The organism is Shewanella zhangzhouensis, from assembly GCF_019457615.1.
GTDB classification, from domain to species: Bacteria; Pseudomonadota; Gammaproteobacteria; order Enterobacterales; family Shewanellaceae; genus Shewanella; species Shewanella zhangzhouensis.
This window is the reverse complement of the sequence record NZ_CP080414.1, coordinates 4,359,612-4,381,903: the sequence shown is the minus strand read 5'-3', so window position 1 is coordinate 4,381,903 and position 22,292 is coordinate 4,359,612. Positions and strand designations below refer to the sequence as shown.

The 22,292-nt window shown below is 53.8% G+C and carries 21 protein-coding genes; 12 read left to right on the top strand and 9 right to left on the bottom strand.

Annotation, left to right across the window (positions count from 1 at the left end; all coding sequences use genetic code 11):
* The first annotated feature begins 167 nt into the window (after nt 1-167).
* Nucleotides 168-842: a TorF family putative porin gene (locus tag K0H63_RS19390; RefSeq protein WP_434086772.1), complete on the top strand. Its 675-nt coding sequence runs from the start codon at nt 168-170 to the stop codon at nt 840-842.
* Here K0H63_RS19390 and K0H63_RS19385 read toward each other — a convergent pair.
* Together K0H63_RS19385 and K0H63_RS19380 are read right to left on the bottom strand one after the other, a co-directional pair.
* Nucleotides 839-1,525: a DNA-3-methyladenine glycosylase I gene (locus K0H63_RS19385; RefSeq protein ID WP_220066101.1), complete on the bottom strand. Its 687-nt coding sequence runs from the start codon at nt 1,523-1,525 to the stop codon at nt 839-841. The genes K0H63_RS19390 and K0H63_RS19385 overlap by 4 nt on opposite strands.
* Nucleotides 1,526-1,571: 46 nt before the next feature.
* Nucleotides 1,572-2,426, bottom strand: coding sequence for an NAD(P)H-binding protein (locus K0H63_RS19380; protein ID WP_220066100.1), 855 nt, complete (start codon nt 2,424-2,426; stop codon nt 1,572-1,574).
* 115 nt (nt 2,427-2,541) lie between these two features.
* Between K0H63_RS19380 and K0H63_RS19375 the strand changes: the two genes are divergently transcribed.
* Nucleotides 2,542-3,441, top strand: a complete 900-nt coding sequence (locus K0H63_RS19375) for a LysR family transcriptional regulator (protein ID WP_220066099.1) — start codon at nt 2,542-2,544, stop codon at nt 3,439-3,441.
* Nucleotides 3,442-3,487: 46 nt separating this feature from the next.
* Entirely contained in the window at nt 3,488-4,141 is a 654-nt protein-coding gene (locus tag K0H63_RS19370; protein WP_220066098.1) for a glutathione S-transferase family protein, read from the top strand.
* Here K0H63_RS19370 and K0H63_RS19365 read toward each other — a convergent pair.
* The gene (locus K0H63_RS19365) at nt 4,138-4,668 is read right to left on the bottom strand and encodes a thioesterase family protein (protein WP_220066097.1); all 531 of its coding nucleotides are present in this window, start codon (nt 4,666-4,668) and stop codon (nt 4,138-4,140) included. The genes K0H63_RS19370 and K0H63_RS19365 overlap by 4 nt on opposite strands.
* 138 nt (nt 4,669-4,806) lie before the next feature.
* Nucleotides 4,807-6,843 carry an oligopeptidase A gene (prlC, locus tag K0H63_RS19360; RefSeq protein WP_220066096.1) on the bottom strand — a complete coding sequence of 679 codons (2,037 nt, stop codon included), beginning with the start codon at nt 6,841-6,843 and terminating at the stop codon, nt 4,807-4,809.
* 303 nt (nt 6,844-7,146) lie between these two features.
* On the opposite strand from prlC, the gene K0H63_RS19355 reads away from it, so the two are divergent.
* The 8 genes from K0H63_RS19355 to K0H63_RS19320 all read left to right on the top strand — a co-directional run bounded on the left by K0H63_RS19355 (nt 7,147) and on the right by K0H63_RS19320 (nt 15,744).
* Nucleotides 7,147-7,839, top strand: coding sequence for a hypothetical protein (locus K0H63_RS19355; protein WP_220066095.1), 693 nt, complete (start codon nt 7,147-7,149; stop codon nt 7,837-7,839).
* Between the two features lie 112 nt (nt 7,840-7,951).
* Entirely contained in the window at nt 7,952-8,560 is a 609-nt protein-coding gene (locus K0H63_RS19350) for a hypothetical protein (RefSeq protein ID WP_220066094.1), read from the top strand.
* Between the two features lie 130 nt (nt 8,561-8,690).
* The gene (gorA, locus tag K0H63_RS19345) at nt 8,691-10,046 is read left to right on the top strand and encodes a glutathione-disulfide reductase (protein WP_220066093.1); all 1,356 of its coding nucleotides are present in this window, start codon (nt 8,691-8,693) and stop codon (nt 10,044-10,046) included.
* 98 nt (nt 10,047-10,144) lie between these two features.
* On the top strand, nt 10,145-10,540 hold the full coding sequence (locus K0H63_RS19340) for a VOC family protein (RefSeq protein ID WP_220066092.1): 396 nt from the start codon (nt 10,145-10,147) through the stop codon (nt 10,538-10,540).
* A gap of 489 nt (nt 10,541-11,029) precedes the next feature.
* Nucleotides 11,030-12,406: a COG3014 family protein gene (locus tag K0H63_RS19335; protein WP_220066091.1), complete on the top strand. Its 1,377-nt coding sequence runs from the start codon at nt 11,030-11,032 to the stop codon at nt 12,404-12,406.
* A 15-nt stretch (nt 12,407-12,421) separates the two neighbouring features.
* Nucleotides 12,422-13,033 (top strand): penicillin-binding protein activator LpoB, encoded by a 612-nt coding sequence (gene lpoB / locus K0H63_RS19330; protein ID WP_220066090.1) that lies wholly within the window; start codon nt 12,422-12,424, stop codon nt 13,031-13,033.
* Between the two features lie 52 nt (nt 13,034-13,085).
* Nucleotides 13,086-14,492 carry a DUF6844 domain-containing protein gene (locus tag K0H63_RS19325; RefSeq protein WP_220066089.1) on the top strand — a complete coding sequence of 469 codons (1,407 nt, stop codon included), beginning with the start codon at nt 13,086-13,088 and terminating at the stop codon, nt 14,490-14,492.
* Nucleotides 14,479-15,744: a CsgG/HfaB family protein gene (locus tag K0H63_RS19320; RefSeq protein WP_220066088.1), complete on the top strand. Its 1,266-nt coding sequence runs from the start codon at nt 14,479-14,481 to the stop codon at nt 15,742-15,744. The genes K0H63_RS19325 and K0H63_RS19320 overlap by 14 nt, the downstream gene beginning before the upstream one ends.
* A 78-nt stretch (nt 15,745-15,822) precedes the next feature.
* Here the strand turns inward: K0H63_RS19320 and K0H63_RS19315 are convergent, their stop codons facing one another.
* From K0H63_RS19315 to K0H63_RS19300, 4 genes are all read right to left on the bottom strand, one after another.
* Complete coding sequence (locus tag K0H63_RS19315) at nt 15,823-16,716, bottom strand: pirin family protein (protein WP_220066087.1); 894 nt, start codon at nt 16,714-16,716, stop codon at nt 15,823-15,825.
* 98 nt (nt 16,717-16,814) lie between these two features.
* On the bottom strand, nt 16,815-19,121 hold the full coding sequence (locus K0H63_RS19310; RefSeq protein WP_220066086.1) for a penicillin acylase family protein: 2,307 nt from the start codon (nt 19,119-19,121) through the stop codon (nt 16,815-16,817).
* 33 nt (nt 19,122-19,154) lie between these two features.
* Nucleotides 19,155-20,009, bottom strand: coding sequence for a LysR family transcriptional regulator (locus K0H63_RS19305; protein ID WP_220066085.1), 855 nt, complete (start codon nt 20,007-20,009; stop codon nt 19,155-19,157).
* A 139-nt stretch (nt 20,010-20,148) separates the two neighbouring features.
* Nucleotides 20,149-20,316 (bottom strand): YqaE/Pmp3 family membrane protein, encoded by a 168-nt coding sequence (locus K0H63_RS19300; RefSeq protein WP_203325419.1) that lies wholly within the window; start codon nt 20,314-20,316, stop codon nt 20,149-20,151.
* Nucleotides 20,317-20,459: 143 nt separating this feature from the next.
* On the opposite strand from K0H63_RS19300, the gene K0H63_RS19295 reads away from it, so the two are divergent.
* Nucleotides 20,460-21,641, top strand: coding sequence for a GGDEF domain-containing protein (locus K0H63_RS19295; protein WP_220066084.1), 1,182 nt, complete (start codon nt 20,460-20,462; stop codon nt 21,639-21,641).
* Here K0H63_RS19295 and K0H63_RS19290 read toward each other — a convergent pair.
* Nucleotides 21,615-22,289 carry a TIGR01621 family pseudouridine synthase gene (locus K0H63_RS19290; RefSeq protein ID WP_220066083.1) on the bottom strand — a complete coding sequence of 225 codons (675 nt, stop codon included), beginning with the start codon at nt 22,287-22,289 and terminating at the stop codon, nt 21,615-21,617. The two genes, K0H63_RS19295 and K0H63_RS19290, sit on opposite strands and share 27 nt — an antisense overlap.
* Between the last annotated feature and the right edge of the window lie 3 nt (nt 22,290-22,292).

Genomic DNA, 22,292 nt, shown 5'->3' with positions numbered 1-22,292 from the left:
ATATTTCTTCATAAACTGTCGCGAGCTGTTCACGCGCCTCATCAAGGCCATTCATAACCCGTCCTTATCATTGCCCTCAGCGGGAAAACCCACATTAAGAGGCAGTGATGATGAAATTGAATAAAACCTTGTTGGCCATGGCCGCCATTGCGTGTTCCAGCGGTGTGATGGCACAGGAAGCCAAGGTATTCGGCGGCACCCTGGGGGGCAAACTGACCATCGCCAGCGACTACGTATTCCGTGGCGAATCGGAAACCATGGACGGCGACGTGCCTGCCATTCAGGGCACCCTGAGCTGGAGCAATGATGCCGGCTGGTATGCCGGTTTCTTCGGCTCCAATATCAAGTTTGCCGATCCGAATCTGGAAGTGGTGACAGGGCCCTTTATCGGCAAGGCCGGTGCATTTGGCGATTCAGGTTTCACCTATGATGTGATGGTGTTTTCCTACCTGTATCCCGGCGCCTCCTACAGTAATTACACCGAGTTGTGGATGAAAGTCGGCAAACAGTTCGGCCAGCTGAACATGCAGCTGGAAGTCACCCCCACCCTTGATGACTGGTTTGGTGTCGCCGGTTGGCAAGGGGTTAACTATGCCATTCACCCAAGCTATTCCTTGGACAACGGTGTTCAGCTGTCAGGCTCTGTTGGGTATCAGGACCTGGACGGTGAAGGTGCCGAGGGCTGGGGTCACTGGAACCTGGGCGTCTCCAAAACCTGGGCCGGCTATACCCTGGACCTGAGATACCACGGCAGCACTGTGGGCTCAGATCACAAGGTTTACGGTACCCAAACCGAGATTTTTGACGATCGTTTTGTGGTTGGGATCAGTAAAGCGTTTTAAATCCGGTTGTCACCCACACCACAGGAAATAATGCGGCTGATTTGTGCCAGCGTCCGGCCCGATTCAGCCTGCCAGTGGTTAAAGGCGGCCTGAGCCTGGGTCAGCCCCTTTTGAGTGGCCATCCCGGCATCCACCAGGCCTGTTGCCCTCAGATAACCTTCAACATCTGAGGTCAGTAGGAAGGTGTCTTTCCCTGTGGCGCGCAGGAAGTAGGGGCCTGTGTTGCCCCCAAGCCGCGCACCACGCTTCCTGAGCACCTGCCACAGCGAGGTGATCTCTTCCCCGGGCCAGAGAGCAATGTAACGCGCCAAACTGCCATGTTCTGCGGCAATGTCTTTTATCATCAGGGCATTGTCATAAATGGCCTGGGTCTTTTTGGCATGGCGGATAAGGGCTGGATCGCTTGCGCGTGCGGTGAGCTGCTCCGGTGACATCAGCAGCACTTTAAGCGGATCGAAGCCAAAGAACGCGGTTTCATAGGCCGACCACTTGGCATCGACTACCTTCCACACAAAGCCACTCTGAAATATCTGTTTGCTCATGGCCGACAGCAGGCGGTCATCGGAATACTCCTGATATTCGTCGGCCGACAACGACTGCGGCAGCAGGGCTTCCAGCGCATCGGCGCCGCCTTTGCGCTCGGCGGCGCGCTGATAAATACTGGCAAAGGATTCGATTTTCATGGACTTCCCTGAATCTGTGAATGGCTTTGCCAGTTTACTTGCACACTCAGTTTGGCTTCAACGCTCCTTTGATGACGGCAGCCAAACCAGTGGGTGCGCGGCCAAGCAGCAGGGCTAAATCATCGCTGCGTTTATCGTATTCCCCTGCGGCAATGGCCCGACTGGCGCCGCCGAGTGCCGTGGCTAAAAATGCCGGTAATCCCATTTTCAGCAGCCCATCGATTTGGGCTTCGGCCGAGATAAGGTGGGTGCTGATGGCTTTGCCACTGAGCTGTCCAAGCAGGGCGGCGATATCGGCATAGGACAGGAGTTCAGGGCCGGTCAGTTCATAGGTCTTGCCCGTGTGGCCATCGGTCATCAAAATTCGCGCCAGCGCCTCGGCAAGATCCTGTTTGCTCACGGGGGCAAAGCGTCCCTCCGCAGCGGCATGGGTCAGTACGCCCGTTTCCAGTGTGTGGCCCAGGCCCATGAGTTGCAGCTCTGCATAAAAGGCGTTGCGCACCACAGTGGCGGGAATGGCTGCCACGCTGATGGCTGCCTCGGTGGCGGCGTGGCTTGCGCCAAAACTGAAGGCGCTGTCCAGTGAGGGTGATTGAAAACTGGTGTATACCAGCTGGGCAACCCCGGCCTTTTTGGCTGCGGCGATAACCCGCAAATGTTGACCGAGTCTGATATCGTTCGGTGTATTACCGGAAATAAACAGCACCTTGTCTGCTCCCGCCATGGCCGCATCCAGTGAATCTGGCTGGTCATAGTCGGCAAACACGGCATGGCCGAGTGCTGGGTCCAGTTTGTCCGGTGAGCGGCTGCCCAGTCGTACAGTTTCGGTATTACCAAGAGTTTTCAGGGCATTGGCAGTAAGGGTAGCCAGTTCACCACTGGCGCCGAGTATCAGGATCATCTTAAGTACCTCAGGGTTGGTATGAATGAGGTGCTCAGTTTATTCCCGTGGCGAAATTGGATAATGAGTGATTTACTTATATCTTTGGTAATTCAAACTTAACAAAAGGTCGCCCATGGACGCTTCACAATTGTATCGCATGTTGGTGTTTGCTTCGGTTGTAGAGCAAGGGTCACTGACGATGGCCGCGGAAGTGTTGGGGATCAGCCGCTCCATGGTGAGCCAGCACCTGAAAAAGCTGGAAGAGCGTTTGGGTTGCGAGCTGCTTCACCGCACCACCCGGCGTATCAGCCTAACCGAAGATGGGCGGGAATTTTTCCATTATTGCGGCGAGCTGTTGCAGCTGGCAAGGCAGGCCGAGGCCGTGACACGCCCGGCGGATGAGCATCTTCACGGTAGCCTTCGGGTGACTGCGCCGGTTGGCCTGGGTGAACACACGCTGCTGCCCCTTCTCGGCGACTTTCATCGCCGTTATCCCAACATTCGCCTCACACTGATGCTTGAGGACAGCAAGCTGAACCTGCTTGAACATCAAATTGACGTGGCCATTCAGGCCGGTTGGCCGGAGGATTCCGAATTCAGGGCCATTAAGCTTGGCAGTTTTGATGAGCAGTTGGTGGCCAGCCCCGAATACGTGGCGGCTCATGGAAAACCGTTACACCCAGACAACTTACAGCATCATCAATGGTTGGCCCATGCATCAAGCCATCTGCCCAAAACCTTGACGCTGCACAATGGTCAGGGTGAAGAGTTTCGGGTCAGGATCACCCCTTTTATCAGTTGCAACAGCACCAATGGCCTGATTGCCCTGGCGCTGCAGGGGCTGGGGGTGGTGATACTGCCGGATAATCTGGTGACTGAGCATTTGGCGTCAGGGGCACTGGCACTGCTTTTGCCTGACTATCATTTGCGCGAAGGCGGTGTATATGCCCTGCATCCCTACAAGGAAAACACGCCCCCGAGGGTGCGGGTATTTCTCGACTTTCTCAAGGAGCGCTTGATCCAATCCCGCTAAAACCAACTAAATTAAACAAAGGGCGTTTGATTGGGAGCCTGATTCCATGGAGCTCTTTTACCATCCGTTGTCGCGATATTCCCAAAAGGTTCTGCTTGGATTGTATGAAAAGCAGGTCAACTTTTATCCCCGGGTAACAGAGCTCAGGGATCCCATTCAACGTCAGGCATTCAGCAAGATTTACCCTCCCTGCAAGCTGCCACTGCTCAAGTGCGCCGATGGCAGTCTGGTGCCTGAATCCACCATCATCATCGAATATCTGGACCAACATATCCCCGGAGGCTCGCGGTTGCTGCCAAGAGACAGCGCCGAGTGCCTGCGGGTACGCTTATGGGACAGGATTATCGACAACGACGTCAGCAATCAGTTGTATTTGCTGGAGCAGCAATTGGGCATGGCGCCTGAACACCGTAATGAGCTGGCCATGGCGCAGGTCAGGCAGCGCTTGGTGCAGGTATTGGCCAGCATTGATGATGAACTGGCCGATTCCCATTGGCTGGTGGGGGATGGCTTTACCCTGGCGGACTGCGCCCTGGTGCCCTGCCTCGAACCCGCGTTTGAACTCATGTCCTTACTGGATTTGGAAAACCTTTGTCGTTACCGCCAGCAGGCCAAGCTCAGAGGTGCATGGGAGCTGGTGGCCGAGGAGGCACAGCTCGCCGCCGCCGAAGAAGTTACCGGGCTTAAACTCATCCCTTAGCTGTTACGCTCTTTCTTGAGCTGTAAAAAGGCTTTCCATTTTTGCACTTCAGGCGACAATTCGGGCGTTTCGCCTTCATAGCCCGCTTCCCGCACCAGCTCACTGATGGGCACCTGCTTGCGGTTACACACGAATACCCCGCGCACATGCACTATGCAGTGCAGGCCTCGCTCGCTGACAAAGCGTTGATCAATATAAAAATATTTTTCGTCCCAACCGACTACCCGGCTCTCGATGGTGAATTTTTGCAGTGGCTTGATGTCGCGGATATAGGTGAATTCGGCGGCGTTGACTATGGGCATCCACTTGAGCTTGAGGAAACGCTTCAGCAGGCCCATTTCCGCCAGCATGTAGGTGCGGGCCAGATCCATAAAGGCCGGATAACGACTGTTGGTCAGGTGCATATTGATGTCGCAGTCTGACGGCAGGGCGCGATACTCAATGAGGCTGGTGTCGAGAAAACCAATGGAGCGGCAGTGGCGAACACGCCATAAAAACAACCAGATAAGTCTGAAATACAGGTTCATGGATTCGTAGTTTAGAGTTTTTGCGTAAAGCAGAAGGCTAACAGAGGTCCTACCAGCGGGCAACTGTCAGTGCATCCACAAGGCCTTTGCTCCGGGGAATAAAAAAGGCGCCGAAGCGCCTTTACGATGAGGTCAGTCTCAGTGCTGAATACCGCTGTGGCGCAGCAGCGCATCTGTGTTGGGCTCGCGACCCATAAAGCGGCGGAACAGTTCCATGGGTTCTTCGCTGCCACCCATCTCGAGGATATGGGCGAGGAAATCACGGCCGGTATCCGGGTTAAAGATACCTTCGGCCTCAAAGCGTGAGAAGGCATCGGCCGACAGGACCTCGGCCCACTTGTAGCTGTAGTAACCTGCGGCATATCCCCCGGCAAAAATATGCGAGAAGCTGTGCTGGAAGCGGTTAAAGCTGGGGGGGATCACCACGGCCACCTGCTGACGCACTTCGTCCAGGGTTTCCTGGATGCGGGCACCGTCTTCGCCGCTGTATTCCAGATGCAGGCGGAAATCGAACAGTGAAAATTCCAGCTGGCGCACCATCATCATGGCGGACTGGAAGTTTTTGGCCGCCAGCATCTTGTCCAGCATGGCCTTGGGCAGCGGCTCGCCGGTTTCATAGTGGCCGGAGATTTCGCCGAGGGCTGCTTCTTCCCAGCACCAGTTTTCGAGGAACTGGCTTGGCAGCTCCACGGCATCCCAGGGCACACCATTGATGCCGGATACGCCACCCACTTCTACCTTGGTCAGCATATGGTGGATGCCATGGCCAAACTCATGGAACAGGGTAACCACCTCATCATGGGTAAAGAGTGCCGGCTTGTTGCCCACGGGACCATTGAAGTTACAGGTGAGGTAAGCCACGGGCTTTTGCAGCCCATCGGGGGTTTGACGACGAACCCGGCACTCGTCCATCCAGGCGCCACCACGTTTACCGCTGCGGGCGTAGAGATCCAGATAGAAGCTGCCTCTGTGCTCCCCTTCGCTGTCCATAATGTGGAAGAAACGCACGTCTTTATGCCAGCGATCAAAATCCTGCTGCTCGACGATTTTCATGCCAAACAGACGCTCTACCGTGTGGAATAGGCCGCTCAATACCTTGTTTTCAGGGAAATAGGGCCGCAGCTCTTCCTGGGAAATTTCATATCTGTGTTGTTTGAGTTTTTCGGCGTAAAAGCTTAAATCCCAGGCCTTGAGATCGGTTTGGCCATACTCTTTGGCGGCGAAGGCCTTGAGCTCATCCAGCTCCTGCTTGGCCTGGGGACGGGAGTGCAGCGCCAGCTCGTTCAGGAAGCTGATGACCTGAGCCGGTGTCTCGGCCATCTTGGTGGCCAGCGACTTGTGGGCAAAGCTTTCGAAGCCGAGCAGGGTGGCCAGCTCGTGACGCAGCGCCAGCAGCTCTTCCATCAGCGGGCCGTTGTCAAACTCGCCGGCATTGGGGCCCTGATCCGAGGCGCGGGTGACGAAGGCGGTGTAGCACTCCTGGCGCAGTTCACGGTTTTCGCTGTACATCATCACAGGCAAATAAGATGGGAAGTCGAGGGTGAACAGATACCCCTGCTCGCCTTTCTCTTCTGCCATGGCGCGGGCTGCCGCCAGAGCCGACTCGGGCAGGCCCTGCAGCTCATTCTCATCAGTAATGACTTTCTGCCAGGCGTGGGTGGCATCCAACACCTGATTGGAGAAGCTGCTGGACAGTTCCGACAGGCGCTTTACTATTTCGCCGTAACGGGCCTTTTTGTCGTCATTCAAACCGATACCCGAGAGCTCAAAGTCTCGCAGGGCATGGTCAATCACCTGTTGCTGCGCCTTGGACAGGCCCTTAAATTCATCGGAGCTTTTAAGGGTTTTATAGGCCTGGTACAGCCCCTGATGCTGGCCAACAAAGGTGCCATATTCAGAAAGCAGTGGCAGACAGGCATCGTGGGCGGCACGCCATGCTTCCGTACTGAGTACGGAATTCATGTGCGATACCGGTGACCAAAGTTTGCTGAGGCGATCGTCTGCTTCCTCCAGCGGCGCAACCAATCCCTGCCAGCTGAAATCGCCACGTTCCAGTACCCGTGTAATTTCAGCCCGGCAGTGGTCGATGGCCTGCTCGACCGCGGGCTGAATGTGCTCTGGCTTGATGGCCGAAAAGGGGGGCAGCGCGTTGGCCGCAAGCAGTGGATTGGTCATGGAGATCCCTTATTGTCGTGCAAAGAGTGTCGTGCGAAGCAGCTTGTGCAAAGCAGTTGCGGCCAAGGCCATGGAGCATACATAAGGGCTGGCCGCGGATTTATCAAGGCAAAGCCATACGCCAGCCAGATGACTGCAATGAACATGGCAGATTTTCATTGATCTGTATCCGGTTTTGCATTCATTGGCACTTTACAGTGTCAACTTTGCTGACCGCTCCGCAAATGCTATCAATTCTCATTTACTGTCGCTGGCCCCGCATTAATATTTGCCCAAGAGTAAAACAGATTCGGGATGGGTGGTATGAAACGCACAGCGATTGCCCTAATCGCCTTTATGGCATTGCCGGTAATGGCGGCAGAGCCTGAGTTTGCCATGGAGCTGGGGTGGGACAGCAAGTATGTGTCTGAGGGACGCAATAACTTGTCCCAAGGCGGCATAGGTTGGGCCGGTGCTTCTGCCACAGTGGGCGATTTCAGCGCCTTTACGCTGGTTGGGCGTGCCGATACTGAGCACTTTACCGAGTGGAACTTTGGCGTGGAATACCAGCTGCATCTGCACGAATCGCTGGAAGCCTTTGTTGGCGTTCAGCGCATAGAAGCCTATGGGGACGTGCGCTGCAGCGACAATGAACTCTTTGCCGAACTTGCCTGGACCAGCTGGGACTACCTGGTACCCTCCATTGCTTACACCTACAGCACCGAAGCCGGCGGCTATTTTGTGGAGCTGAGCCTGCACAGCAACTGGCATCTTGGTGAACAACTCACCCTGAGTCCCTACCTGACTCAGGGATTCGACTTCCAATATGTCACCGAAGATCATAATGGCGCCAATCACCTGCAATTTGGCCTCGAAGCCGCCTGGGCATTGGCTGACAACCTGACGGCTTCGGCCCACGTCAGCCGGGTCATTGCCGGAAAAGATATCGAGGTCGACATGGGTGAAGAGGCAAGGGACGAAACCTTTGCCGGTGTTCGCCTTGCCTGGGCGTTTTAACCGGCCTGAACTACACTTGTGAAACACAGATTGGGGCGGGATTGCCCCAAGGTTGCAACCGCCTGCCGCAGTGATATGTCAGCGCGTTGCATCACCAACAGGAGGACAGGGAATGTCACCTCACTTCAACCTCTTTTCATGTCGGTTTTTGCCATGGCTGCTGGTCACCTTATGGGTGGGCACGCCTTCAACCCTGTTTGCCCGCCAAGGCGTGGACGAAGGCGCCAGCGAGTATGAATCCCTTATCAAGGCCACACAAGTTGCGCCGGAAGAGTCGGTACAAGGTCAGTCTGCTGGCGACACTCAGTTGCTGAATAATCAAAGCTTGCTCAGGCCGCGCCATCAGAGCAGGGAAACAGCCCTCGACAGTGAAGGGCGTCCGCTCGCCATTCCCACAGAGGTTAAACCTGTCATGGAGTTTGGGCCAGAATCCCGTGACTGGCAGTGGGACGCCAACAGGGATAAATCGGTTTCCACCGGGAAACGCAGCAAGGCATCCAAAACGTCGTCGGGCAAAGGCCGCGGTAAAGTGGCCAACGATCCCAACTGCCGCTGGCTGGATAGCCGGATTTCACAGCTTGAAGACTTACTCGCATCCAGTGGCGGCGGTACCCACCACCAGGATGAACTTAAGGCGAGAATGGGGGAGTGGCGTTGCCTCAAGTGCGGCGGCGACGGGCCAAAGCAAGGTGACCACTCGCGCTGCCAATACCGCCGCTGAGCCCTGCGTCGACCAAGCCAAACGCCCCATCCTGTGACAAACTGACGCACAGGCCGGTCTTTGCTCTGGTCTAGGTGCAAAAAGCTCCCTACAATTGAGCCTTTGCCGGTCGTTCACAACGGAGAGTTACATGGCCCAACACTACGATTACATCTGTCTAGGTGCAGGCAGTGGCGGTATTGCGTCCGCCAATCGCGCCGCCATCCGTGGCGCCAAGGTTTTATTGATTGAAGCCAAGCATGTCGGTGGTACCTGCGTAAACGTTGGCTGTGTGCCGAAAAAAGTGATGTGGTACGGTGCCCAGGTTGCCGAGGCCATGCATCTTTACGCCAAAGACTATGGCTTTGATGTGGATGTGAAAAACTTCGACTGGAACACCCTGGTGGCCAGCCGTGAAGCCTACATTGACCGGGTACATGCCGCCTATGGACGTGGCTTCGCCAGCAACGGCGTCACCCTGGTGGAAGGCTATGGCAAGTTTAAAAATAACAACACCATAGAAGTAAACGGTGAAGAGTACACGGCCGATCATATTCTGATTGCCACCGGTGGCCGCCCAAGCATCCCCAATATTCCGGGCGCCGAGCACGGTATCGACTCCAACGGCTTTTTTGCCCTGACTGAACAGCCCAGGCGGGTTGTGGTAGTGGGCGCCGGTTATATTGCGGTGGAGATTGCCGGTGTGCTGCACGCCCTTGGCAGCGAAACCCACCTGTGTGTGCGTAAGCACTCACCGCTGCGCAGCTTCGACCCCATGCTGAGTCAGGCACTCACTGATGCCATGGCCGAAAATGGCCCCACACTGCATACCCATGCCGTGCCCAAGGCCGTGGAAAAAAATGCCGATGGCAGCCTGACGCTGCTGCTCGAAAACGGTGAGACCATCACTGTGGATTGCTTGATCTGGGCCATTGGCCGTGAGCCTGCCACCGATAAAATCGGTCTGGAAAATACAGATGTGGCCCTGGACGACAAGGGTTACGTCATAGTGGATGAATGGCAGCAAACCAGTGCCAAAGGTATCTACTGCGTTGGCGATATCATGGCCGGCGGTATTGAGCTCACCCCGGTAGCCGTGAAAGCCGGACGTTTCTTGTCTGAGCGCCTCTTTGGCGGCCAGCCCAATGCCAAAATGGACTATAGCCTGGTGCCCACCGTGGTATTCAGTCACCCGCCCATAGGCACCATGGGGCTGAGTGAGCCCGATGCCAAGGCGCAATACGGCGAAGATCAGGTGAAGGTGTACACGTCGACCTTCACCTCCATGTACACCGCCGTGACTGCCCATCGCCAACCCTGCAAAATGAAACTGGTGTGTGCCGGTGCCGATGAGAAGGTGGTGGGTATCCATGGTATTGGTTTTGGGATGGATGAAATCCTCCAGGGCTTTGGCGTGGCCATCAAGATGGGGGCCACCAAGGCCGACTTCGATGCCGTGGTGGCTATCCACCCCACCGGCGCCGAAGAGTTTGTGACCATGCGCTGAAATTCAACAGCCGCTCAATGAGCGGCTTTTTTCTGCCCTGTCGCCCGCATTTTATCTTCCGACATCGTCAATATTCCCCTCAGTAAGGAACTCCCGAGATGATTGACCACCTGAGTACCTACGCCACCAACTACATAGCCACCCGCGACTTTTATATCGCCGCCTTTGCCCCTCTGGCTTACCCACTGCTGTTTGAAGAGGAGGCCAGCTGGGATGCCCAGTGGCCGACCCGGCGCATGTGCGCCTTTGGTCCCGCAGGAAAACCCATTTTCTGGGTGATTGAAACCGTTGAGCCAGCGTCGCCGAGGCACACCGCCTTTGTGGCGCCAAACCGTGGTGCGGTGGCCGACTTTTACCACGCAGGCCTGGCTGCAGGCGGACAAGACAACGGCGCCCCCGGCTTAAGGCCCATCTACCATGAGCACTATTTTGGTGCGTTTCTGCTGGACCCCGATGGCAACAATGTCGAGGCGGTATGCCATACGCCGGAATAAGCTGCGGCTCAATGTAAAAAGACCGCCCTTCGGCGGTCTTTTTATGTCTTGGTGTAAAGCGTCGCTCACCAGGGGATGGGTGGAGGCTCCAGGCGTTGCCCCTGATAACTGAATGACGCGACTACCTTACCTACCTATTTATAATCAAATTATAAATAGGTATATAAACTTTTTATTTTTAAATATTTGGAATATTTGTCTTATTTATTAATTTAAACATCATTGGTTAATTTAGCGTGTATTAAAGTGCGTTCGTGAATGAAAATAAACAATGAACAGTTTTGTGACGCGCATCTGTTTTTTAAATGTATTTAAAATTGATATTTTTATTGTGGAAGTTGTAAATTCCATTGGCAAGGGAATGCAGTTGCATGGAAATAAGCGATTTTTCTGAATTATCTTTCCTCGACCTCCCTAGAAATATGAAACTTAATCAGCTTATACGCTCAGCCAGATGGAATGGTGGAGTTATTCTGCGGGACAACTAATATGAAAAATGCATTGACAGTTACACTCTTGGCGTTAGCTATATCAGGATGCGCAATTACAGAAAGAAAAAATCAGGGTAAGTTGGACACCAGCTTAGTTCAGGGCAATACCCTTGAGGCCATTACGTTGGCTAAGGAAAAAGCAGGTCTTGATGAGAAAACCAACCAGCTTTCGGATCAGCTTTGGGGTATGCAAGCGGGCAGCTTACTGCGAATGAATAAAGATTACACAGAAAGTAATCGCTATTTCGACAGCATCGAAGATGTGATGTTCATGGAGGATACCGAGGGGGTGCTTGAGTCTACCGGCGAGCTTATCGGTTCGACAATAACCAATGATGCCATGTTGGATTATGAACAAACCTATTATGACTCTGTCATGGTTAATACATATAAGGCATTGAATTTTATATCTATTGGTGACCGTGATAATGCTCGTGTCGAGTGGAATCGTTCGGATGAGAGACAGCGTCGGGCTGCTGATTATTTCGCCAAAAAAATCAATAAACAAAAAGAACAATTAGAAGGTAAAGATGAAGCAACTTCAAAGAATCTAAACAAAAGCTTACTCGAATCAGAGAAAGTGGTTGCTCAGCATAACTTCACCAGTACTGAATGGCAGGCTTATGATGGCTATATCAACCCATTCTCCACATTCATGCATGGCTTGTTTTTTATGCTGAATGCCCAAGATAACAGTGATCTCAACAAGGCCATTGATAGTTTGAATCGGGTTGCAGCGATTACACAGACCAAGGTGTCAGCAGAGACTTTGAAATTAGCTGAGGAACTGCAAAAAGGCACCTCAAACCTCGCTGGACTTAACAAGGTTTGGGTTGTGTTTGAAAATGGCCGCGCAGTTAAAAAAGAAGAGTTGCGTATCGATTTGCCACTATTTTTGGTATCAGACAATGTAGCTTATACGGGTATAGCCTTACCACGGCTTAAAGAATTACCGGCACCCTATGACAGCCTGAAAGTCGGTGATGTGAAAACCGAGGTAGTGGGCGATATGGACAAGATCATTCAAGCCGAATTCAAAGAAGAGTTTCCAGTTATTCTAACTAAGGAAATCAGCCGAACGTTAATTAAAACCGTAGCTCAAAAGCAAATCAATGATCAGAATCCTCTGCTGGGGTTGGGAGCTGGCTTGCTGCAAGCCATCAGTACCCAAGCGGATACTCGCACCTGGAGCATGCTACCCAAAAATTTCCAAGCAGCAGTCGTAGATGCACCGGCACAAGGCAAGTTGACTCTGAGTTTGGGTGAAAAGACTACACCTATTGATGTGGATATTCCGGCAGGTAAAAACGCCATAGTTTATGTCAAGGCCACGACAGCCACAGCCTTACCCATCGTCGATGTTATCAGTCTGTAATTAAGAGCACATTCAATGAAAAACAAAATACTTACCGCTACCTTGATTGGGGCAACCCTTATGTCTGGCTGTCAATCGACTTCCTATGTACCCAAGGATTCTAAAGAGATTGTGACCATGGGACTGTCACACCGGGATTTTGATGATGCGGCGAATCAAGCCCTGAATGAGATCATTGCCAGCCCACTATTGGTACATCCTCAGGCGGCCCAGGGTGGACGCTATATCATGGCTATTTCTAATGTGGTTAATGATACGGCGCAACGTATCGATACCGATCAATTGACTAAGAAGATCCGTGTGGGCCTGCTGCAAAGTGGCAAGTTTATTACAACAACCGCCATCGGTCTTAATGGCGCTGAAGATGAAATGACGGCCAAAGTGAGGGAACTGCAAAACTCCAAACTGGTTAATCAAGCCACTGTGAAACAGAACGGAACAGTGATTTCTCCGGACTTCAGCCTGAGCGGCAAGATTATCCAACGTACCAACAAAATCGATCGCTCCTCCCAGTTGGTGGATTACTACTTTCAACTGACACTGACTCAGTTGGAAACAGGCCTGGCCTACTGGGAAGGGGAGTACCCCATTTCCAAGCGTGGCAGTAACGATTCTGTTACCTGGTAATTAACCTAAAAACCCCGGTATTCCGGGGTTTTCCCAATGGAATGGAGCAATTATGAAGCTGTCATCGAAATTCAATAAAACACTGCTTGCCTTCGCGACGTCGTCTCTCCTGTTCACGGCAGTTAGCCACGGTGAAGAGCAGACCGCTCAGGATGCCGATGTTTTGAGTGCTGCGCCAACCCTGACCAAAGAAGAGGTTGTTGCGGCTGAAGAGCAAGGGTTGGATGATGCAGGTGCATACGTTCAGCAACAGGTGCAGGCATTTGTCGATAGTAAAGTGACTCAATTCGCTGAACAGAATAAACAGGTGCACCTGCACTTTGGCACGGCTCTAGTGTCTGCCAGGCCAACAGAAGCGGGATGGAGCGATGCCCGTATCATGGCTTACCGAAATGCTCAGCAGAAAGCGCGGGAATCCCTGCTTAAGCAGCTGTATCGTGATGTCGCCTCAGAAACTCTCAGAACAGCATTTAAAAACAACAAATTGCCGGAGTTTACCGCAGAGGAGCTCCAAACTGAGAGTCGGTTGGAGGCCATTCTTGATAAATTGGTTACCTTGGCCGATGCGACCTTGAATGCTCAGTTAGCCGAGGTTGGAGTGGATGCCGCCGAATATGATGCTGCACCACCAACTAAGCGTAAATTGATGATGCAGAAGGCCATTACTCAGATTTCCAAACAGAGATCTCGAGGCGATATTAGCGGCTCGCAAGTCATGAAGACCTACGAGGCCACTGATAAAAATGGCAATACGGCAGTGGCAGTAGTAGTGGCAACGTCGGTTAAGAAAAAGAACTTCCTTTCCTCATTGCGCCTGAGCAAAGGCAATATTGAACCCAGTCCGGAAAAAGCGGGTGACTCTTTGGGCAGCTATTTGTCCAAACAGAAACCCAATCTGGTTTACCAATATGGCACTAAGCTGCTGTGGGATGAAAAAGGCTACCCCATGCTAGTGTCCTTTGGTATGTCTGGTAATGATTGTAATCCAAGCGACTATGAAGAATGTGCCGATAATCGGGATTTTAGCTTTGCAGATGCTGAGCTTGATGCGTTGTCACATATCGCTGAAAGCTATTCCTTGATGGGAACTTATGAGTCTGAGAGCCGTAAAACCAGCGGCAAGAGCCGCACTGCCACGGCGACTCTGAACCAGAACAAGGACACTGACGTCAGTGAAGACGCTGTCTCAGAGATGATTAAAGAGGTGTCTGAAGCTTCGTCCATGACCTCCAATGTCAAAGGTTTGGTGGGTTTGAAAACGGCCATGCGCTGGACCGAGAAACATCCTGTGACTAATCGTGAAGTTAACGGCGTGGTGCTGGTATGGCATCCCAAGGCTGAGCAGGATTCTCAGGCATTAAAAAACGGTAAGTTAATAGAGAAAAAGGCCAATGCTGCCAAAGCGAACATAAAATCCGGCACAGGTGAGAGCGATGGGGCATCCAATGAGGAGTTTTAAGCATGGCATTTATGGCTGCACTCTCTTGTTGCTGACTTCTTCTCCCTTTGCTTTTGGCGGTACTGTGGAAGTCGAAGCCAGCGGCTCAGGTTTGAGCCGCGAGCAGGCGATAGAAAATGCGCTGACAGAGGCAGTTCGCCAAGTGCGCGGAGTGAATATTGATCAGCAGATGGTGCGACAGGCGATGAAGGTTAAGGTGAATGATGAGGCAGTGTTGTCCTCTGAGATCACTAATAAGACGGCTTCCCGTACGCAAGGCTATGTCGAGCGTTATCAAATCCTGGATGAAGCCTGTACGGAGCAGTATTGCAATGTGGTGATTTCGGCCAGTATACCTGTGTATAAATCACCGGGGATTACTCCGGATAACAGGCGTAAGCTGGTTGTGTCCAGATTCAGTGGTCGTTCGGGTGCAGAGTTCAGCCAATATTTGCAAACCCATCTGGTACAGAGCCGTCGCTTTGCCGTACTCGACCGGGAGCATAACGCTGCCTTTAGTAATGAACGTAATTTGCTCCTGAGTGCAGATACTCCCCAGTCTGAGAAAATTCGCCTTGGGCAAGTGCTGGGAATGGACTATCTGGTAGCGGGCAGCGTGGCTGTGGAGAGTGGTCAGTATACCAACAGCATCAGCCTGACGGGTGAGCGGCAAAGCTCGGAATACGGTCAGGCCAGAGTGTCATACCAAGTGATCAATATCGCGACCCGGCAGATAAAATGGCAAGACGATGCGCTTATTGCTTTGGATATGGCGAATCCTGAGCAAATAGCCGCTGAAGCTGCCGAAGAAGTTGCCAGAACCATTATTGATGCCATTTATCCTATAAAGGTGTTGTCGCTGAGTGGTAATCAACTGGTGCTGAATCAGGGGGGAAAGAATGTTGTCGAAGGTTACCGTTACGATGTTTATGGCTTAGGGAAAAAACTGGTAGATCCTTACACCAAAGAATCCCTTGGACGTGAGGAAATACTGCTGGGGCAAGTGAGGATCGATAGGGTTTCGACCAAGCTTTCTTATGCGAGTGTGACCAGTGGTGATATACGAGCAATGGCCAAGGATACTGTGTTGCGCAAGGCTAAGGTTGTTCCGGACGCATCCGGGCAAGTGATGCATCCAGTGCAATCGACTGTCACGCCGGCAGTTTCGGGAGGTATATTGCTGCCAGTGGCGGCACCAGCACCAACACCGTCGCCGGAGGGGGGCGTGACTATCCCTGCGCATTCGTCAGTGGAGTCTGAGCAACGCGAGTGAGCAAGGGTAGATAAGCACCATCCATCATAAAAAGACCGCCGAAGGGCGGTCTTTTTATGTCTTGGTGTAAAGCGTCGCTCACCAGGGGATGGGTGGCGGCTCCAGTCGTTGCCCCTGATAACCTGTGACCGGGCCGAAGCGGGGATCCTGTGCCAGCCATTGTGCCTGGGCCTCGGCGATTTCCGCCTTGCTGTGGCCGACAAAGTTCCACCAGATGGTGATGTCATCGGGGAGGGGCTCGCCACCGATAAGCAGCAGGCGGCATCCGGCCTGCAAGCTGATGGTCACGGACGTTTCGCCCCAGTTCAAAAAGGCCAGTTGGTTATCGCTGAAGCTCTCCCCTGCCAGGTGGAAGATTCCCTCCAATGGCATGAGTCCGTGCTCGAATGTTGGCTCAAGGGGCAATGTCAGGGTCACCGGCGCCCCAGTGTCGGCACTGTGGAAAATCTCCAGTCCCAATATGGGTGAGAAGTGCAGCACTGGGGAGTGGTGTTCCGCCCAGTCGCCTATCAGGAGGGTGAAATTCGCCCCGGCGTCCTGCCAGCGCGGCAGCGTGGGATAATGATCGAACCTGGGTGCTGTGTCCTTGTGGGCAGCAGGCAGGGCAATCCAAAGCTGAGCGGCGTGCAGATGGGTCTGATTTGGCAAAGACTCTTCGGTGTGGGCAATGCCGTGGCCTGCGGTCATCAGATTAACCTGGCCGGGACGTATCACCTGAGTACTGCCCAGGCTGTCGCGATGCAGTATTTCTCCCGCCATCATCCAGGTGAAGGTTTGCAGCGCCGTGTGTGGGTGTTCGCCCACGTTCACTGTTACCGGGCCTGAAATGGGGCCAAGGTGATCCAAAAAACACCAGGGGCCAATCAGGCGTCTGGCCTTTTGGGGAATGGCCCGGGCCACAGGTATGCCACCAACGTCGCTGGTTCTGGGGAGCAGTCGCTCTGCCACTGGCTGGGTTGCTTTTGTTTCCATGGCTAATGCCCTGTTGAATGTTGTCTAATCAGACTCGAACATTTCCATGGTTTTGGCAAATCACCTGGCCAGTTGGCGGTCGTTCCTTTTCATTTGGTTTACTGCGGGGTTAAACGCAGCATGTGCTTTACCTCGCCCGGCAGCAAGGGTGTTGGCCTGTGATTGGCGTAATCGTCAAAGCCGCTGCGGTAATAAGGCGATAACGGATGGCCAGACTGACCGCCCGGCACCATCAGGATGCCATCGGACTCGCGCCCCGGCTGCACTATCAGACGCTGGGACGCACCGAAGCCCGGGCTTTGCACCGCAGGTTCGAAGTGGCCCCCGAATCCAGCTACCTGTGGCATGTCCAACAGCGGTGCCAGCAGTGGGATTTGCTTGCTGAAAGGATGCTGTATTTTCAGCGCATTGACCTTGCCCCAATTGAGATCGGCAAGCTTGCCGGCTTGAGAATGGCGGCTTAGCAGTTCATCCCGGTTATTGCGGTAAATTTGTAGCAGGTAGCTGTCCCAATCGGCCATGTTTTCGGGAAGCCAGGAGTCCGGTTGTTGGCGCAGCAATTGCCATACCGACACTTCCAGATTCCCCTTGATTTTGCTCAGGCTGAGACCTTCTTCGGCGAGGCGGGTTTGCAGCGGGGCAAACAGGCTGTCCATGACCCGAATACGGAATTTGCTGACCAGGGTGTAGCCCACCGACTCGCTGCAGGCACAGGCGCCCCAGTTGGCCAGCGCCTTGAGGTCATCCGCAAATTCATCGGGTTGCAGTTTCAGCGTCTTGGTCAACAACTGGTGCCAAGGTGTTAGAAACAGCGCTCTGTTATCCAGTTGCATGGCGAGAAAGTCCCGCTCGTCGAAGTTATCTTTGGCCAGCAGGTTGTCACGAATTTGCGCTGCGCGGCTGGCAATGGCATAACCGCCGTCGCCGAAGCGTTGGGTGTCTGATATGGACAGGACTCGGCTATTGGCGCTCCAGAGTCGCTGATTGGTGGGGTTACTGACGATGGGCACATCTTCAGCCGGTATTGCCCAGCCATTGGCTTGCCAGCGGTTGGCAGCCTGCGCCGTCTGGGTTGGGTTATCCCGCGCCGAAATGGCACCGGTCAGGCGCCAGGCCGCATTGCCAGCCTCATCCACTATCAGCATGTTTTGCACCGGGATGCCGGTATGTCGGGTGAGTTCCAGCCCCTCACCCACGCCAGTGGCGGTTTCCAGATGCATCAGGTTGAGGTTAATGGCAAAGTCGCCGTGAGCCACCCAGGAAAGCGCATAGTCTTTGTCGCCGAGGTGTTTCACCGGACCAAAACGGGACAACCTGAGTGTCATGTCTTTGCCTGCGCCTGTGCTGTCTAGGCGCTCTGTAACGGTTTCGGTGGCTTCATCTGCCGCCAGTTCAATCCAGTCTGCGGTGTCAATATAGCCGTTGGTAAAGCCCCAGGCGATATGACCATTGGTGCCGACCACAATGACCGGAGCGCCGGGCAGACTCACACCCGTAACCTGAATATCGCGCTCGCCCATGTCACCGCCGGTATGGGGGTAATTGAGCTGGGCTCTGTACCAAATGATGGGAACGGCGAGGCCGAGGTGCATATCGTCGGACAGCATGGCGTGGCCGCTTTGGGTAAGGTGCCCCGTGACTGCCCAGTTGTTGCTGCCCTTGACGAAGGCATCGAGCTCGCTTCCTATTGTGCTGAGCTCCGCTCTGTCGAGCGCTGCGGCGGACAAGGTGGGCGCCACCATGGCCTGGGTAGGCAGGGTGCTGCCGTCCAATGCGGCCTGAATAGGGTCGTTCTGGCTGACGAAGGCGAGCATCTCGTCGCCATAAAGCTGCTTGATACGTTCCAGCACCAGCTCGCGCTCAACCGTATTCCCCTGTAAATCCAGATACATGGAGAATATAGTCAGCAGGCTGTCTTCGGGTTGCCAGGGCTGAATATCGCCGCCGCTCAGCAGGTATTCAAAACCGGGCAGGGCTTGCTGGGACAGCGCATGATTTACGCCGCGGCTATAGGCCTCCAGTACGGCTCTGTCTTCTGCAGGCAAGTGCTTCAGCAGGGCCTGGGCGCGTTTTCTGAACTGGTGAAAGCGGTGGCGCTCGTCCAGCTTCAGCGCCGCATCACCAAAGAGTTCAGCCAGCTCGCCGGCTGAGTTGCGCCGCAGCAAATCCATTTGAAAAAATCTGTCCTGACCGTGGGCGTATCCCAGTCCAAAGGCGGCATCGCGCCGACTTTGAGCCCGTATGACGGCGGTACCCAGGTTATCCCGCTCAATGTCGACGGCCTGCTCCAGCCCCGCGACAAGCTTGTTGCCACCCAGCTCAGGCAGGCTGGCGTGGAGGGTAACATACAGGCTGATACACAAGAGCAATACCAACAGCAGTAACCATTTGATGGTTTTTAACATGGGGTTCTTCCTTGATAGTGATTGCTGCGGTCGTTATTGGGCGGCGTCTGTGCCGGTTTGTTCATCCAGCCAGCCAATGAATTGCTGGATCTGGCGCTTGTTACGGCATTCCTGTGGCAGTTGGATGCTGTAACCCGGGCCCGGCAGGATTTTTTCCGGCAGACAGGGTTTCAGCCAGCCTTTTTCCACCAGGGATGCCACCAACAGCGAGCTGGTCAGTGCCAGTCCCTGTCCGGCGAGGCAGGCCTGTACCAGCTGGTCTTCGCGATCAAACTCGATGAACTGGGCTTCTTTGAACTTGCCATAATCTTTCTGCCATCTATCCCAGTTGATTTGTGTGACACCTGAATGACGGCGCACGTGCATCAGGGTTTGCTGGGGATGTTTGCGGGACAGATAGGCGGGGCTGGCATAAATACCAAAGTGTTCTGTCAGTGTGGCCTCTTCGACCTTATCTGCCGGGATAATGGCCACATGCCCACCCTGGGTATCGGGGGTATCGGAATGGCTGACCGATACCCTTACCTCGGGAAAACGTCGCTGAAAGTAGGGTAAATGCTGCGCCAGCCACAGGGCGGCAAAGCCGTGTGGGGCGCTGATATGTATTTCAGAGTCTTCACCCACCCCCAGACTGGTCAGGGTTTGATCTATCTGGCGCAGCACCTGGCGACTGGTCTCAAATAATGTGTACCCCGCAGCCGTAAGTTCTACCGCCCGGGTGTGGCGAATAAACAACTGAATATCGAGCTGTGACTCCAGATTGCGAATTTGATGGGAAACCGCCGTCGGTGTGAGCTCCAGTTCCTTGGCCGCGAGTTTAAAACTGAGATGTCGGGCTGCCGCTTCGAAAACCCGTAGACCATTGAGAGAAGGTAGATGCGCAAACATGATTTATAGATGAATAAAATGACGTCATAAACAGGATGATGGTCATTAAATGGCAAAAAGTCCACAACCCTGAGTAATTAAATTCATCTATAAAAAAGCCCCATCAAGGGGCTTTTTCAATTGTGTTGTGAGCCTGGTACTAGCTCTTTGTCACGACCCACAGGGCATGCAGCAGGCCGGGCAGCCAGAAAAACAGGCACAAAATGATATTGATCAGCAGATGCTTTCCCGCACCTTCTTTTAAAAATACCGCCACAGGTGGCAGCAATATGGCGATGATCACCAGCAGTAGTTTATTGGTATCCATTAGATCTCCTTGCTCGAACTACTTGGCTAACTTCGCAACTGAGCCGAAAAATGGCAAGACTTGTCGGACAAAAAACTGACATTATCTCTTTGCGGCGGCTATAGTAAAGCCACTAAAAAAAGAATAAGTACAATCGGGGTTTGATGGACATCCAAGCTGAGATCCTCATTGAGGTCATAGTGCTGTTGACGGCCGCCTGTGCCGCAGCCTGGGCACTGCTGGCGGGCCCATTACGCATTGCACCAAAGGCCTGTCGCCAGTACGCAGTGGCCAATGGTTTGTTGATGTTGGGGCTTATTCTCAACACCTTCCGTTCGGAGGAGCCGAGCTATCTTGCCTGGTTCGGTGCCGATTTAAGTCTGATTGGCGGCATCATCATGATGCGCTTTGGCACTGTATTCCTGTTTCGATTGCCGATGAACTATAAGCCTGAGCTGTTGCTGTTGGCTGTGGTGATATTCGCCATGTTGCTGGTGCCGCCGTCGGTGGAATCACAGCATTATCTCGGCATCGTGTTTTCGTTGGCGGCGGCCGTGCTGTTCGCCCGTTTGGGGGTGTCGACCTACAAGGGGTTGCTACCGGGTGTCGGTGCCAGTATCACATTAATGCTGGTCATGCCCCTGATACTGGCGGCTGCGTTGTTTTTAGTGCGACTCGGACTCATCCTGACCCAGGAACATGCAGAAGAGCGCTTCATTTCCATCCATACAGCCGATGCCGTGCCCATGCTGTGGTTTTATTTGGTGCTCAGTCTCAGTATCAATGTGGTCGCCATAGGCAATGCCCTCACTCGACTGGTACAAAAAATACGGGTACTGGCAGACAGGGATATGCTGACAGGGCTTTGGAATCGCCGCAGCGCTGAACTGAGACTCAGAGAGCTGTATCTGCGCTGGCAGAAGGGACGCGAGTCTTTTGCCATAGTGTTGCTGGATTTGGATCACTTCAAAAAAATCAATGACAAGCTTGGGCATCAGGCGGGCGATGCGGCGCTGCGGCAAGCGGCGCTGATTTTAAGCAACAGTCTCAGAGAAACCGATATGTTATGTCGCTTTGGTGGCGAGGAGTTTTTGGTCATTTTAGCCGGCGCCGGTATAAAGCAGGCACATCTGGTGGCCGAAAAACTGCGGGAAAGCCTGGCGGCAACGGCGCTGCGGTGGGATGACGACGAGGTGGTTTTGAGCGCCAGTTTTGGCTGTGCCGCGATGGCTGAGGGGATGAGTATCTCTCAGCTGATTTCGGCCGCCGACCATGCCATGTATCAGGCAAAGGCTTGTGGCCGCAACTGTGTGATGGATTCAGCGGCCGGGCCAGTCCAGGGCTGATGGATTGCGCCAGTCGTTTTTGAGCTGCTGTGATAGTGCTTCTGAACGGAAGGCTTCACCCTCTGAGGGCTCGCTTTCGAAGTGGTATTCCTGACCACGAAATTGAAACTCCAGCTGCCAGGCGTGTAGATACGCTCTGTCAGAGGTTTCACCGCCGTAAAGGGTATCACCGAGTATGGGGGTACCCAGGCTTGCCAGGGCGACCCTGAGCTGGTGGGTTTTTCCGGTAAGAGGCTTGAGCAGATAGGCCCTTAATCCCTCGGCCACCGAAGCGGAGAAAAATTGGGTAACGGCCGGGTTATCCATGGTGCGCAGTAACTTGTATTGGCTGCGACGGGACTTGGCCATGTCACCGGCAATCTTGCCCTGCTTCTTCTTTGGCTTGCCCCTGGCGAGCGCCAGATAATATTTCTGCACCCCATGACGGCTGAACAGCTCGGTAAAGTCGGCTGCTGCAGTGCTGGACTTGGCCAGTATGATGAGGCCCGAAGTCAGGGTGTCGAGCCTGTGCACCGGGTAGAGCTTTATCCCCAAATCAGATTCGGCCTGCGCCACTACACCGGCGCTGCCATCTTGGCTATGAAAGTGCACGCCCGGTGCCTTGTCGATAAGGAGAAAATCCGCCTCGTCGGCGATGATGCGATACATAGC